This window comes from Microbulbifer echini (genome assembly GCF_041447225.1).
Classification (GTDB): Bacteria; Pseudomonadota; Gammaproteobacteria; order Pseudomonadales; family Cellvibrionaceae; genus Microbulbifer; species Microbulbifer echini.
Genome location: NZ_JBGMEL010000019.1, coordinates 17,848 through 32,953 on the forward strand (window position 1 = coordinate 17,848; position 15,106 = coordinate 32,953).

Genomic DNA, 15,106 nt, shown 5'->3' on the forward strand with positions numbered 1-15,106 from the left:
CTCTCCTCGAGAGGTTGTGTACTCAATCATAGTTCCAGTTTATGAGCAGTGGAATTTGATTCCAGTTTTATTGGAGGCTTTGAGCGCTCAATCTATATGCAAGGCATTGTATGAGATAATTCTTGTGGATAATGGATCTACTGTTATTGAGAAACCGAACTATAACGGCTTGAATGTTAGGATTCTTAAGTGCGATAGGTTGGGTTCTTATGCAGCGCGAAACCTTGGGGCAGAAAATGCCAGGGGAAAATGGTTAATTTTTACAGATTCTGATTGCATACCTCGTCCTGATTGGTTAAGTGCGATTGATTTTTATATCAATGGGCTTAAGGATCAGCCTGCAATCTTAGCAGGAAAGGTTGATATTTCATCTTCAGAAAACGCAAGTTGGTATGAGATTTATGACTCCGTCAAGGGGATAAATCAAGCACAATATGTTGAGAGTGGTTATGCTGCTACGGCTAACTTATCGGTCAAAAGAAGTTTGTTTGAGCAATTAGGTGCATTTTCGGAAAGGGCTTATTCCGGGGGGGATGTTGATTTTTGTAAAAAAGCGATACGGAGCAAAGTACAGCTTATCTATTTACCTGATTCTGTTGTGAACCACCCAGCACGTAAAACTTGGTATGAGCTGGAAACTAAAGCAAGGAGGATAGTCGGAGGGCAATTATCAAGGCCAAATGTAAACAGATTGAGGGTGCTTTTAGGTGTTTATACTCCCCCAGTACGAGCGGTAAAAAAATTTTTTTGTAAGTCAAACACCTCGATTAATCACAGGGTTATTGCGGTGTTAGTTCAGATGAGGTTGTGGCTTACAGAGATGATAGAGGTCCTGCTTATTTTTTCCGGTAACCCCCCCGAACGCCGCTAAGATATGGTTGCAGAATGATGTTTAAAAATGCTAGATACTATTTATCCTGGTTTTCTAGGGTTTGTGGTTACATGTTTGAGCAGAAGTTTGGTTTGGCTCTGTTCGCGATTGTTGCGGGTATTGTAGCTCATACTACAAGCCTGATTGCTTTTTTAATGCCTCTAAAAGTTTTACTTTTGGCGAGTTCAGATGGTGTTCCTTCGTATTCCCAGGTCTTTATCCGTCCGGAGAATAAAACCGAATGGATTGTTGGGCTTTCTTTAGTTGCTTTGCTCCTCTACGTTATTTCGTTAATAGCCGAACTTTTCGCGGATAGAATAGCGGCCAATGGTGGAAGGTTAGTTCAGATGCGAAGGGGGTTGGCGGGTGTAGCAGTTGCACAGGGTGACAGTCGTCAAGAAGAAAGAATTAAAGGGTATTACTCGACTTGTTGTACGATTCTCTCAAATTCGATTTTCACCATTGTAGCTATTGTAGCGGTAACTTTCATTAATTTACCTCTCGCTGCATACATCATAATGATGGCTTTAACTTTTTATGGGCTTTCTTATTGCGCTTATCAAAATTATATAAATGGGCGCGGGGGGAACATCGGAAAACTGATAGATGAGGATATTGGAGGTTACCTAAAACTTGTTACTTCCGTGACTTTTTTGACTGGTTTTCTTGTAATTTTACAGCCATTCCTGGTGGGTGGTGATGCAAACCTGCTTTTCTCGATAGTATCTATTATTCTTCTTAGACAGCTGCTAAGTACATTTTCCACTTCGAGTAAGAGTTTCTTTAAATTTATTCGCTCGAAGGATAAGGTTGATACATTATTGTTTGAGGCATACTCCTCTCGCGATGACGGTCAATCACTAGAGCTATCAGATTTACATCAATTTTTAGCAGCCGATTCACGCAGTTCTTGGATTTCTGCTGAGTTAGTTGACTTTGGTGTTAGCCATGAATGCTATCTCTCTTTATGGGTCGATAGTATCGTTCAAGACGTGTTCCTTATAAATCTGGTACGTCGTGAACGCCTAGATGCAGAGCCTTTGTATCAAGTTCGTATATATGATATGAAATCACGCCGTGTTATGAATGGTGAAAAGCTGTTACTTGAATATATGGGGCGGAAACAACTGCGATTACCACCAAGTATAAGAAGTTTTGAGAGGCATAGTTACCATTGCGAAATATTAGATCTCCAGCAATCTCGGCTGGTTAGAGATAATGATGAATATGATATGGTCATACATAAAGCAATTGAGTTGCAGTGGTCGCTGAAGCCTTGCGATAAATTGGTGGCAGCGTATCGTAATTGTGCTCCAACATTGATCACACGACTTTCTCGTATATCCATCAATAAGTTGCTGGTGGCTGTGGATACCGAAGAAACCGTTAAGGTTTTTACGTGTCTTAAGGATTTGTGGGGTGAAATATTAAAGATTCTAAGCTCTTCCCCCCTCTATTTGCATAATCATTCATGGGGTGTAGATAATTTTCTGGTCCATAGAGAGTTCATTGAACCATTTTTTTCGGGTTGGGATCGCTGGTCAATTGAACCGATTGGATATAAGTTCCCTAAAGGAATCAAAAAGTCCGAGATACGGCTTATATTAAGCAAGCTGTCCCTCGAGCGAAGTGATTTAGAGAGTCAGTTTACAGTTGATAGCGCTATACTAATAAATAAAATGGCAAAGTTTGAGGCGGCCTTTAGTAAAAAAAAATACAGAGAGTGCTTGTCTATCGCTGAAAATTTAATTGATAGTGACGTCCTACTAATGGAGCGTGAAAGTGCTTAATTTTCGTTCTTTTATTGCGCAGCTCCCATATGCACGCCAGGTTAAAAGGCGTATTGATAAAGCTCTTAACCCAAATGGTCGAGATGTTGGCTTTCCTTCTGATAGGATGAAGAGTGACCGGAAAAACTGTGTTGTGAGCACTTGTCCGGAAATAGGCATTAGTCCACTTACCGTTGAAAGCTTTTGCCTTTATAGGATCATTGGCAATGATTTGGTGCCTCGGCATAAAAAGGGGCAGTCCAGAGATAACCTTGCCTTCATCCTTGAATATGAGCCCGACCTGATTGATTGTGAAAAGCGATTTGTTGTAAATCGAATTGTAGATCCTGAAGAAGAGCTTCAAATCATCAATCTTCTTGAGTCTACCGGGTACCCTTATATCCATATTCCATTTGACTGGGAGGAGTACAGGAAGGTGGGCTGGGATATAGAAGGAATTCCTTGTGATTTTGCGCCGTATGCGTCGACATTAAGAGAGCTGCCTGCACCATTGCGGGCAGCAATAATCATGCGTACTTACCGTTATAAGAACAATTACGCAATGAATAACAATGGCGCAAGAAACATTGCTTTACAGGATGGTAGAGGCCGGGCGAAATGGGTACTTCCATGGGACGGAAATTGCTTCTTGACAGAGAATTCATGGGGTGAGATTCGCAGATCAGTTATCTCGAACTCGAAGCTCCCTTACCACATTGTGCCGATGGCTCGCATCACGGATAACGAGGATTTGCTAAATCCAAGTTTTCGGCCGGAAGCAATTGAGGAGCCTCAGGTGTTGTTCAGAGCTGATGCAAAGGAAGAGTTTAATACAGAATATAGTTATGGAAGGCGCCCAAAGGTTGAGCTTTTCTGGAGGCTGGGTGTCCCAGGTAAGTGGGATAAATGGCCAATTGAGCCATGGGACCTTCCATGCCCAGATTATTCTTCCGATGCTGGGGACTTTAGTTATGCAGGGTGGGTGGCCCGTCTGTTTTCCGGAAAAGCAGAGCTTGAGAAACAGCGTGATCATAAGGCGTGGGTCGGTCGAGGAGAGGCTCGAACAGAGGCAATTACTGGTATGCTAGATCATCTAGATGCGAAAGCTTTGGATGTCAATCTGGAACAGCACAAGCTTATTTTTATAAACCCAAATAATGCTTCACGAAAGCATAATGTCATTTTAGAGCAACTTAAAATTTCGGCTGATCAAGCTCTCGACCGTGGGCCTTATTCCGTCGCGCATAAGACAACGCTCCCTCCTGGCGGTAACCGTCATGATTATTGGCACCCGGCGCCCTATTATTGGCCTAACCCGCTTAAAATTCCTGGTTTGCCTTATATACGACGTGATGGACAGCGCGTGCCAGGAACTCGAATGTATGAACCGTTAAGTGACAGGTATGATCGGACCCGATTGCAACGTTTGTTTGATGATACTTATGTGCTTGCACTAGCCTGGTATCACTTTGGTGATGAACAGTATGGAAAGCATGGTGCGTCGTTCGTACGTTATTGGTTTCTAGACTCTGATACCGCCATGACTCCTCATCTAGATTTTGCTCAGGTCCGCCGCGGGTACAATAAGAATCGTGGGGCCGCTTCAGGAATTATTGAATTTAAAGACTTGTACTACTTTCTTGATGCTGTAAGGGTGTTGGAACTTGGGAAATTTCTTTCTGAGAAAGAAATTTCTGCTTTCAAGACTTGGCTTGGCACCTACCTACATTGGCTTCAGCACAGTAAGCAGGGAGTAGAAGAGAGATCCGCCCTCAATAATCATGGTACTTACTACGACTTACAGGTTTCTGCAATCTGTGCATTTTTGGGAGAGGCAAAACTTTTGCGTGAGACGTTGCGTGATTCTCGCTTTAGGTTACTAGCGCAGTTCGATGAGCATGGGTATCAGCCTCATGAAATGAAGCGAACAAACACTGCGCATTACTGTTGTTTCAATCTTCAGGGATGGTTCAATTTGTGCCGTATTGCAGAAGCAGCTGGAGAAGATATCTGGAATTTTTCTGGTCGATCTGGCAATGGTATTCAAAAGGGAGCGGAGTGGTTCCTGTCATATGCTGAAAAATCCTGGCCATATAAGCAAATTGATAATTTCGATTCACAGCGATTTTTACCAATAGCTTTTGGCTATGAGCATCAATACGGTCAATTCGACTATAAAGATGAATTCAAGCTTCCCGAAATATCATCAGCCAAACCCCTGTTTCATCCTCATGATGGCGTAAGACCATTTTGGAACCTTGAATTCGGCGCTACTGGATATTATAGATTAAAAGTAGAAAGTGCAGGTGTAGCGTGAGTAAGGAAAATCGGTCGATAGCTTTAGTGCCAGACCGCTTTGCATTATATCGATATCCTGTATTTAGGTTGATTAGTACCGAAGGTCCTGCCGAAACCTCTGTTGTAATCTATGCAGACCCTCGGGAGGATGAATCCCGGATTAAGTTAGTATCTGCTGAATTTTGTAACACCAACATTAAAAGCGGTGGTGTTCGGTGGATGAAAATCCGAAGTTTGTATTTCAAAAATATATGTTTTTGGCAGACAGGGATGATTAAACTGGCAGTATCAAGTCCTTGCCGGGTTATTGTCTACTGGGGGGAAGCCCATAGGATTTCAACTTGGTTAAGCGTGATCCTTGCCAAAGCTTTTGGCAAAAAGGTGGTGTTTTGGACCCACGGTATTTACGGCAATGAAAAGGGCGTAAAACGTATTATAAGAACTTGTTTTTATCGTCTTGCGGATGCTCTACTGTTGTATGGAGAGCACGGACGGAAACAACTTGAAAGGGCTGGGTTGCCCGCAGATAAGCTATTTGTGATTAATAACTCTCTAGATGTCAATGCCCAGCGTAAATTGATTGGTACTTATGGCATTGAAAATCTACAAAACATCAAGTATCAGTATTGTGATAATCCTGAGCGTTTACTTGTATTTGTGGGCCGTCTTGAGAAGTCCAAGCGGTTAGATCTATTAATTCGCGCGGTAGCACTACTCAAAACACGCGGAGTTGCTGTCAAGGCACTTCTGATCGGTGAGGGCTCTGCCCGAGATGAGCTGTGTGGCGTAGCTTGGGGGATGGATGTAAGTGAGAGAATTATTTTTTACGGTGAATGCTACCGGGATGAAGAAGTACTGCCTTTACTTGCTGCAGCCGATATTTGTGTATCCCCTGGTGAAGTTGGGTTGACTGCAATGCATGCGTTAGTTTGTGGGACGCCGGTAATCACACATGATGATTTCCCAAATCAGATGCCAGAATTTGAAGCAGTCATACCAGGGTACAGCGGTGCCTTTTTTCGGAACGACGATGTTTATGATCTTGCTGATAAAATTCAGGGTTGTTTTTTGGATATGGATTCAGGGCGTATTACAGCGGAGAATTGCAGAGCCATTATTGACACTCATTATACGCCGGAATTTCAGCGGGCTGTTTTCTACAAGGCTATAACCCCCCTGCTTGCATAACAATTTTTATTTTTTGAATAGTGGCCTCTTTGGGAGTGGTTGAATAAATGCGAAAGGCATTGATTACAGGAATTACAGGGCAAGATGGTTCATATTTGGCTGAGTTTTTACTTGGTCAGGGGTATGAAGTACATGGTATTAAGCGCCGCTCATCCTCGTTTAATACGGAACGAATCGATCATTTGTATCAAGATCCTCATGAAATGAACCGTAATTTTGTACTGCATTACGGCGATTTAACTGACACCTCTAATTTAACTCGAATTTTGCAGGAGGTGCAGCCTGACGAAGTATATAATCTGGCGGCTCAATCACATGTCTCGGTAAGTTTTGATATGCCCGAGTATACTGCAAATGTTGATGCCCTTGGGGCTTTACGCATTCTTGAGGCAATACGATTGCTTGGTTTGCAGGATAAAACTCGATTTTATCAAGCTTCTTCTTCAGAGTTATATGGGCTTGTTCAAGAGGCCCCGCAAAAAGAAACAACCCCATTTTACCCTCGTTCCCCATATGCAGTGGCAAAATTATATGCATATTGGATTACCGTTAACTATCGAGAGTCGTATGGCATTTATGCATGCAACGGCATTCTTTTTAATCATGAATCTCCTCGAAGAGGTGAGACATTTGTAACCCGTAAGATCACTCGTTCCCTTGCCAATATAGCTCTGGGTCTGGAAAAGACTCTCTATCTTGGAAATATGGATGCCCTGCGAGACTGGGGCCATGCACGGGATTATGTTGAAATGCAGTGGCTAATGCTTCAACAGGATAATCCAGAAGATTTTGTGGTTTCAACGGGAGTGCAATATTCAGTTCGTAACTTTGTTCAAATGGCGGCTTCAAATTTAGGCGTCATAATTAATTTTATGGGGTGTGGTCTGGACGAGGTGGGAGTTGTGACTTCTATAGAAGGGGATAGGGCCCCAGCCCTCACCGTTGGAGATGTAATAGTACGAGTAGATCCTCGATATTTCCGTCCTGCAGAAGTGGATACTTTATTGGGGGACTCTTCTTTGGCTAGGCAGAAACTCGGTTGGAAACCTAAGATATCAATTGATGAATTGGTCTCTGAAATGATGATCAGTGATCTTAATATAGCAAAAAAAGAAGCCCTTTTGGCCGGTAATGGGTTTGACATACCATTTAGAAGGGGTGAGTAAAATGCATACTGAGAAGCGTGTTTTTTTAGCCGGGCACAATGGTATGGTGGGCTCGGCCCTTCATCGAGCATTGTTGAAAGAGGGCTGTAAGGAAATAATTACTCTTGGTAGAGGTGAGCTTGATTTAACGAATCAAGCTGCTGTTGAGAAGTTTCTCTATCAAGAGAAGCCCGATATTATTTATTTGGCAGCGGCTAAAGTGGGGGGGGTTTTCGCAAATAATGAATATCCAGCTGAATTTATTTATGAGAATTTAATGATTCAAAATAATTTGATCCATTATGCTCATAAGGTTGGCGTTCAAAATTTACTTTTTTTGGGTTCTTCATGTATTTACCCAAGGATATGTCCTCAACCAATAGTTGAAGGTGCGTTGTTGCAAGGGGGGCTCGAGCCAACAAATGAGCCGTATGCTGTTGCAAAAATTGCTGGAATTAAGTTGTGTGAAGCCTACTCTCGGCAATATGGGCGTGACTATAGGAGTGTTATGCCTACCAATCTTTATGGTCCAGGTGATAATTTTCATTTTGAGAATTCACATGTTATCCCTGCTTTAATTCGTCGATTCCATGAGGCGAAGTCTACTGGGGAGCCGGAGGTTGTTATCTGGGGTACGGGCACTCCTATGAGGGAGTTTTTATATGTTGATGACCTGGCGGAAGCCTGTATCTATATCATGAATATGAGGCAGGGGTTATATCGTTCTATTGTTGGTGAAAAAAATTCACATGTTAATGTAGGCTATGGTAAGGATTGCTCGATTGAGTACTTGGCCAAGAAAATCGCTGCAACTGTGGGTTATTCTGGGTCCCTTAAATTTGATACTAGTAAGCCGGATGGTACACCCAGGAAACTATTGGACACTTCACTTTTGTCGGAACTGGGTTGGGCCCCAAAGACAATGCTTGGTCAAGGCTTAAGGAATACTTACGAGTGGTATAGCTCTTCACTTAAAGGTGGCTCTGTGAGTAGTGTTCGTACTTAATTATTATTTTGTTAGCAAGTTTTAAATGAAAAAAATTAGCATTATTACAGTTTGTTACAATAGCGGTAGAACGATACGGGATACGATAATCTCCATTATGTCTCAGGATTATGTGAATATAGAGCATATAATCGTGGATGGTGGCTCTTCCGATGATACATTATCGGTGATTGAAGGCTATAAGGATGGTATTGCGAAAGTAATATCGGAGCCTGATGACGGCATCTATGACGCTATGAATAAAGGGATATCTATTGCGACTGGGGATGTTGTTGGAATCCTTAATTCGGATGATGTTTACTGTGATAATGGCGTTTTATCTAGGGTTATGGCCGAATTTGAGGATCAAGCTATAGATTCCATTTACGCTGATCTGAAGATAGTTTCTCGTGATGACACTTCAAAAGAAATTCGTATTTATGATTCTAAAAAATTCGATATTTCTAAGTTTCGATGGGGTTGGATGCCTCCGCACCCGACTTTCTTTATAAGAAAGAGGTGTTATGATCAATTCGGCCTCTATAAGACTGATTATAAGGTTGCCGCTGATTTTGAACTCCTGGTTAGGTATTTACTGTGTAATGGAGTTAGTTCTAAGAGGCTTCCTAGAACTATTGTGAAAATGCGAGATGGAGGGGCTAGTAATAGAGGAGTATTTTGGAAGATCCACCAGAATAGGGAAATTGTCAAAGCTTGCCGCGAAAATAATGTGTATACAAACCTGTTAATGATGACATTTAAAGTGCCGTTTAAATTATTAGAATATATTTCTTTTAGGTAGTGTAGACCTTGGGGAGGTAAGCGGCTCTGAGTCGAAGATGAAAACTATCTATGATCCTGAAGTTCAGTAACCTCCTTTCTAGATCTAATTTATTTCCTAAATGGCTTTTGATTTTACTAATCAGGGCATGCGTATGGTAGCCTAAAGAAAATATATTTTTGGTGGCAGTACCCCCAGGTTCCCATAGTGGGAATGTTGTAGCGCTAATGCAGCCTTGATAACTAAAATAATCTATACATGTGAAGGTGCCGAAAGGGGCGGCTGAGGGAAGGCTAGCTAGCTTTCACATAACCTAGTCAAAAACTTCATGGAAAACCATACTGATTTAACTTTGAAGGAACGACAATAGATTGAAATCCTCTGCGAATTAAACTGGAGCGATACTGGCAGCACCCGGAACGCTTAGCGACAGACATTTCAGTAGAGGCACGGGGCATGAAATCAAACTTTACCATCAGACTGGCTGCTTAATTGATGACCGTACCGCCATAAAAGGGCAAGCCGCACTGTAAATTTACGGAAAGTCTGAAGTTTACCCCGGGTGAAATGATACTGATGTGACCCTAAAAAACCGACCTTGCCTACAGGGATTGGGCCTCTCTGCAGGATGCCAAAAAATAAGTAGCTCGTGAGCTGGGGGATTAAGGGCTCTTTATCATTTCTTCAGTTGTGGTGTCCATAAAATTGATTACTCTATACTTTGACGACCGTGGCAGATTGAACCATCTAAACTAATTTTAGTCATGAGAACAATTTTGGGAGATCCCTTTGCTTAGATGTTTCGTTTGTTTTATTCGTGCGTTTCGTGAGTATACCAACAAGTGCTTTTAGCTTCGTTATATCTAAAGCTATCATCGGTTTTTGATAGAGGCTTGCAGCTAAAAGTGACTGAAGTTCTACTAGTTCCTCAAATCCTAATTGGTGAGAAATCTCACTGAGATTATTTCCACCTGTTCGAGGCCATTGCTTTTGTAGCCATTCCAGTAAGGCTTGTTGGATGTGTATTGGGTCTTCGCTTTCAATAGCTTTTTTCAACTTGCCCTCATGCTGTTCTTTTTTTTCTGGGTTTGGATTCGTTGTTTGAAGCTTGGTTCGCTTTTGGTTGAGCCGATAAAAATAAAGAATCCACAATAGGTGGGAGGCAATGGCAGCAATAGCTAGGTTGCGCCAGAAATGACCCTGCTTTTCTAAGTTTATGGTGCTAGGCGTCGCTAAAGTGGGCAGATTTCCGGATTCTTGTGACGGTGGTGTTGTGGCTGCAGTGCCGCTGACCTTAAAGCGGAATGCGGGGAGTTGAGTGGTGCGTTGCTTCTTATTTTTAGTGTCCCACCAGGTGAGGGTGATGGCGGGTAGTTGATAATCGCCGGGCTGAGTGGCGACGATTGCGGTGGTTTCTATGCGGCTGCCAGTGACACCATTCGGACCAACTTGGTCTTCCTGTTGTGGTTGGTCCGGATAGGTTTTAAGACCCTGCAGGTCTAGTTTGGGAAGAGGGGGTAGCTGGGCTGCGCGCAGGCCCTCGGCCCGAATGGTAAGGATTCGAGTGATAGGTTCACCGACCGCAAAGGTATCTGGGTCTTGACTCCAAGTTTGCACAATTCCCAGGCTTGCCGCAGGTAGCCAGTGAGCGCCACTGTAGCTATCGGGCTTGGGGAGCACTTCGATGGTTTTTCCCTGGGAGCGTAGGCGCAGTCTTTGGCTGTTACGATTAAATAGCGAGAAGGGATCTCGACGTCCAGCAACAGCAACATAAGTTAGCGCGGGAATAGAGAGTTGCCCGGAGCTATCGGGAAAAACCGCATAGGTAAGTTCATAGACGGCATGGCTGACTCCATCCAGTTTTCGTTCATAGCGTTGCTCATCAACTTTCTCTACATGTGCGCCGGCTACCTGCAGGGGCTCGGTAGCGATATCGTGCAGGCCAATGGTAGTGTACAAACGGACCTTTACTAGTAGTTGCTCTTGTACGAAGACTTCATCCTTGTCCAGCTCAATCTCCATAAAGGCTTTGCGCTTGGCGCCATCGGGTGCGCTCCCGGCCTCGCTGACCTTAATAGGGATTGCGTCGGAGACTTGGCCTTTAAAATGTAGGGAGGGGATAAATAACTCTCCCTCACGTTTTGGTGCGAGTGTGAGTATCCATTCTACGAAGCTCTCTGCACGGCCATTGATGACTCGATATTGGTTGGATTGCTGGCGAGAGAGAATGTCGAAATCCTGCTCTAGTAATTCGAAATCGGGTTGGCCGCCATTCTCATCGCCAGAATAACGCACTCTTAGGTTTAGGGTTTCATCGATACCAATTTTATTTCTATCGACATTTGCGCTGAGGTCACTTGCCTGGCTATTTACAGGCAGGCAAAAGAGTGCGAGCAAAAGAAGCAAATAACGGACCCCTGATAAATGTACAGGGTTGTTTGAATTATTTTTTCTTAAAAAGCTTTCCATGAGCTTCCCTGGGTTTGAACACATTTAAAACCAGACATAAAAACTAGGCTTCGGAGATCATTTTCTACCAGCGCTGGGTGGCTCCGTTTTCAGGGGGTTCCCATTCTCCACTGCGGTAGGCACGTCGCCTCTGTAAACTCTCATATTTAAATTTCTCTCGCATCAGGCCGGCGGGATCATCGGGGATTTGCCGTAGCCATTGATCCAAGGCCTGTTGGGTTTCAGGGTCTAACTGGCCTTCCTCTACACCGGCCCCCTTGGACTCTTCCTGAGGTTCCCCTGGTTTTTTCTCCCCGTCTTGTGCGCGCTGTTCCTGCTCCTGTTCTGACTCAGGAGCTTGTTGTTGAGCAGACTGCTCCTGTTCCTGTTCAGCTTCCTGGCTGGAGGGCTCTTGGGGTTGACCTGAGGGTGGTGGTTGTTGGTTTTCCTGCTGCTGGCCCTGCTGATTTTGTTGCTGGTTACCAGCTTGCTGTTCCTGCTGCTGTTTTTTATCCTGATCCCCGGCCTGTTGTTGTGACTGCTGTTGCTGTTCTTGTTGCTGTTTCTGAAGCTCTCTGAGTTTTTCCGCAATATCCCGATTGTGCTGTGCATCTGCGAATTGGGGCGCTTCTGTTAGGGCTTGGTCATAGGCTTTTATGGCCTGCTCATACTCGCCTTGCTGTACAAGGCTATTCCCCAGATTGTAGAGACCCTGTGGATCTTTTTGTTGAGAAAAATCCTGCTGAGCAGCGGCATAGTCGCCTGCGCGATAATTTGCCGCGCCGCGCCATTCAGGGTTGCGAAATGTTTCAGCGGCTTTAGAGGTTTCCCCTTTTTCTAACAACTGTTGCCCCTGTTGATCTTTGCGTTGCCAGAGATCTTTCCACTCCAATGCCTGGCTTTCATTGGGGAAGCTGATCACTAAAACAAGGGGCAAGGCGCAGGCGAGAGCGCCACGACGAAACAGTAGTGCGGCAAATGGCAGAAGGAGCAGGACTAAAAGGGGTCCTTCATCGCGCCACTGATCGAATTCCCTTTCGGTCAGCTCAGCCTGCTCCGGATTTTCATCCTGCGGGAGTAGATGTTCAATGTCTGAGTCATTCACTGTGATTTTTGCATAGCGGCCACCACTGTCGCGGGCCAGGTTACGCAACTCTCGCGGGTCAAAGTTGGAAATGACAATGGCTCCGTTGCTGTCTGTTACAAACCCCCCACTGTTGCCTCGGGGAATTGGACTTCCCTCGCCACTGCCGACCGCAAGAATACTGAGCTCAACGTCAGCATCGGCCAGGGATTTGGCGATGGCACTTACAGCGCTTGGATCAATACCGTCGGTGACAGAGAGCAGTTGCCCGCGCCCTGCAGAGCCATCTTTAAGGAGGCGAATACCAGTATTTACCGCCATCTCTATATTGCTGCCGGGTACGGGCATAATGGCTGGTGATAGCGAAGGTACTAGATTGGCAATAGTGGCGGTGTCCTCTGTCAGTGGTGTCACCACATGAGCTTCGCCGGCGTAGGCTACCAAGGCCGTCAGCCCGTCCTTTCGTTCGCGCAATATATCGAGAATTTTCAACCTTGCGCGGGTGAGGCGGTTGGGGGAGAGGTCCGTCGCCATCATGGAGGGTGATAGGTCCAGCAAGATCACCAGGGCATCTTGGTTGCTGTAGACCGGTGTTGGCAGCTTTCGCCAGGTGGGCCCGGCCATTGCGAGAATCATGGCGGCGAGCAGAGCGAAGATCAATCCGAACAGCCATGGGCGCTTGGCGCCACCGCGCATTAAGAGATGTGGTAATAGATCTGCATCAATTACCTTTTGTAGCTGAGCGTTGTTTAAGAACATTTTGCTCAGATTCCAGCAAAGTACTGCAGCCGGAATCAGCAGCCAAAGCCAATAGGGACGCAGGAAGTGAAAAGACTGGAGTAGTTCAGGTGAACTCACTGTGCCCGGCCTCCGTTCGTAGCTGAGGGTTTGTTGGTGGTCGAGTGATATCGAAAATTTATGCAGAGAGGGGTTAATGCCCAGACTGCCGCTAATAGTAGGGCAAGGCCCAGAGGCCAGACAAACAGGGATTTTAGCGGGCGGTAACTCTCCGCTTCTTGTTCCACCGGCTCTAATTCATCCAGTTCTGAATAGATTTCTGCAAGCTCTTGGGGGTTGTGTGCACGGAAATAGCGCCCACCGGTGGTATCGGCGATCGCCTGTAAGGTTTTGCTATCGAGATCTCTTGATGGGTTGATCCGCCGGCTACCATAACGGCTGCCCAGAAGGCCCGGTTGAACCATCTCTTCGGCACCCACGCCAATGGTATAGACCGTAATTCCAGCCTGCTGCGCCAGTTCTGCGGCTTTCAGTGGGGAGACTTCCCCTGCGGTATTGGCGCCATCGGTAAGCAGAATTAATACGCGCTGTTCTGCAGGACGCTGGGTGAGGCGTTTAACCGACAGACCGATAGCGTCACCAATGGCAGTACCTTGGCCGGCAAAACCGATTTGAGCCTCACGTAAAAGTGTCCCTACCGTTTCGCGATCGTAAGTCAGCGGCGCCTGTAAATAGGCGCGAGTGCCGAAGAGCACCAACCCCAGACGATCGCCCTGGCGCCGCTCGACAAAGTCGCCCACTACCTGCTTGACCGCATTGATGCGCATCGCGGGGCGGCCACCTAAAAGCATGTCTGGGGTCTCCATACTGCCGGAAATATCTACCGCAACCAGCAGGTCCCGTGCGCTACTGGCCTGGGAAATAGGCTCTCCATACCAGCGCGGGCGCGCTGCTGCGCAAATAAGCAGCAGCCAAATCAAGGTGAGCAATAGGAGATTGATCGGATTGTTTTGCTCCCCGCCACCGCGTTGGGAAAGCTCCGAGTAAAAGGGTACTTTGAGTGCGCTGCTCAAAGGTTTGGCCTGCGCTAATAGTAGTCGTGCAAGCAGTGGTAGTGGGGCAAGTAGAAATACCCAGGGCCAGGCAAACTCAAACACTGGCAGGCTCCTTGTCAACGCGGGGGGCAGGCGCTTGTTCTGAATATTGGTGTTGCTGGACCCACTGAATGGCATATTGGCAAAAAACCTGGCTACTCTCTGGTTCGGATGTGCCTCGGTAAAGTTCTTCGAGTAACACTGCATGCACCTGGTGAGGGGGTTCCAAGAGGGCGCTGTTTTGGAGGAATTTGAGCCAGGCATTACCGGTGAGGTTGCCGCAGCGCGCTCGGCTGAACGTGGTTACCGCGACGCGCTTTAATATTTCATTGATCTCTTCGGCGGCTTCTGGCTTCTGTGTATTTATCGTCTCCAATAAGGCGACAGCTTCTTTCCGGTAGCGATTGCGTTCGGCCTGTTTTTTCTTGCGGTGAAGCCAAAGGGTGAGCCCTAGCAGAAAGGCGAATATCAATAGGGCGAGCAGCCACCAGCCTGGGGCGGGTGGCCACCAGCTCACAGGAGGAGGCTCTTGGATGTCGTGGAGCTGTGCTAACAACTCCTGCGTCTCTGGTGAGGGAGGTTGTAGTTGCTGTTGTTTTCTCAGCACGGTTTTCCCCCGGTCAGAATGCGGCTGCCGACACTATGAATTGAAACGGTCAAATAAATGCTATATGGCGAAAATAAAGGGTGTTTCATATCGATCAC

General features: G+C 45.7%; 11 protein-coding genes. 7 read left to right on the plus strand and 4 right to left on the minus strand.

Going from position 1 to position 15,106, the window contains the following annotated elements:
- Window positions 1-16: 16 nt before the first annotated feature.
- The 7 genes from ACCI51_RS16390 to ACCI51_RS16420 all read left to right on the plus strand — a co-directional run bounded on the left by ACCI51_RS16390 (window position 17) and on the right by ACCI51_RS16420 (window position 9,058).
- On the plus strand, window positions 17-871 hold the full coding sequence (locus ACCI51_RS16390; protein ID WP_371844535.1) for a glycosyltransferase family 2 protein: 855 nt from the start codon (window positions 17-19) through the stop codon (window positions 869-871).
- Between the two features lie 71 nt (window positions 872-942).
- On the plus strand, window positions 943-2,661 hold the full coding sequence (locus ACCI51_RS16395) for a hypothetical protein (protein ID WP_371844537.1): 1,719 nt from the start codon (window positions 943-945) through the stop codon (window positions 2,659-2,661).
- Window positions 2,654-4,957: an alginate lyase family protein gene (locus tag ACCI51_RS16400; RefSeq protein ID WP_371844538.1), complete on the plus strand. Its 2,304-nt coding sequence runs from the start codon at window positions 2,654-2,656 to the stop codon at window positions 4,955-4,957. Before ACCI51_RS16395 ends, ACCI51_RS16400 begins: the two co-directional genes overlap by 8 nt.
- Window positions 4,954-6,126 carry a glycosyltransferase family 4 protein gene (locus ACCI51_RS16405; RefSeq protein ID WP_371844540.1) on the plus strand — a complete coding sequence of 391 codons (1,173 nt, stop codon included), beginning with the start codon at window positions 4,954-4,956 and terminating at the stop codon, window positions 6,124-6,126. The genes ACCI51_RS16400 and ACCI51_RS16405 overlap by 4 nt, the downstream gene beginning before the upstream one ends.
- Window positions 6,127-6,173: 47 nt before the next feature.
- A complete protein-coding gene (gene gmd, locus ACCI51_RS16410; protein ID WP_371844542.1) occupies window positions 6,174-7,292 on the plus strand; it encodes a GDP-mannose 4,6-dehydratase in 1,119 nt (372 codons plus the stop codon).
- A 1-nt stretch (window position 7,293) separates the two neighbouring features.
- Window positions 7,294-8,277: a GDP-L-fucose synthase family protein gene (locus tag ACCI51_RS16415; RefSeq protein ID WP_371844543.1), complete on the plus strand. Its 984-nt coding sequence runs from the start codon at window positions 7,294-7,296 to the stop codon at window positions 8,275-8,277.
- Window positions 8,278-8,302: 25 nt separating this feature from the next.
- On the plus strand, window positions 8,303-9,058 hold the full coding sequence (locus tag ACCI51_RS16420) for a glycosyltransferase family 2 protein (protein WP_371844544.1): 756 nt from the start codon (window positions 8,303-8,305) through the stop codon (window positions 9,056-9,058).
- 741 nt (window positions 9,059-9,799) lie between these two features.
- Here ACCI51_RS16420 and ACCI51_RS16425 read toward each other — a convergent pair.
- The 4 genes from ACCI51_RS16425 to ACCI51_RS16440 all read right to left on the minus strand — a co-directional run bounded on the left by ACCI51_RS16425 (window position 9,800) and on the right by ACCI51_RS16440 (window position 15,008).
- On the minus strand, window positions 9,800-11,443 hold the full coding sequence (locus ACCI51_RS16425) for a BatD family protein (RefSeq protein ID WP_371844545.1): 1,644 nt from the start codon (window positions 11,441-11,443) through the stop codon (window positions 9,800-9,802).
- A 127-nt stretch (window positions 11,444-11,570) separates the two neighbouring features.
- Complete coding sequence (locus tag ACCI51_RS16430; protein WP_371844546.1) at window positions 11,571-13,427, minus strand: VWA domain-containing protein; 1,857 nt, start codon at window positions 13,425-13,427, stop codon at window positions 11,571-11,573.
- Window positions 13,424-14,464, minus strand: a complete 1,041-nt coding sequence (locus ACCI51_RS16435) for a vWA domain-containing protein (RefSeq protein WP_299586430.1) — start codon at window positions 14,462-14,464, stop codon at window positions 13,424-13,426. The genes ACCI51_RS16430 and ACCI51_RS16435 overlap by 4 nt, the downstream gene beginning before the upstream one ends.
- A complete protein-coding gene (locus ACCI51_RS16440; protein WP_299586428.1) occupies window positions 14,457-15,008 on the minus strand; it encodes a DUF4381 domain-containing protein in 552 nt (183 codons plus the stop codon). Before ACCI51_RS16440 ends, ACCI51_RS16435 begins: the two co-directional genes overlap by 8 nt.
- Between the last annotated feature and the right edge of the window lie 98 nt (window positions 15,009-15,106).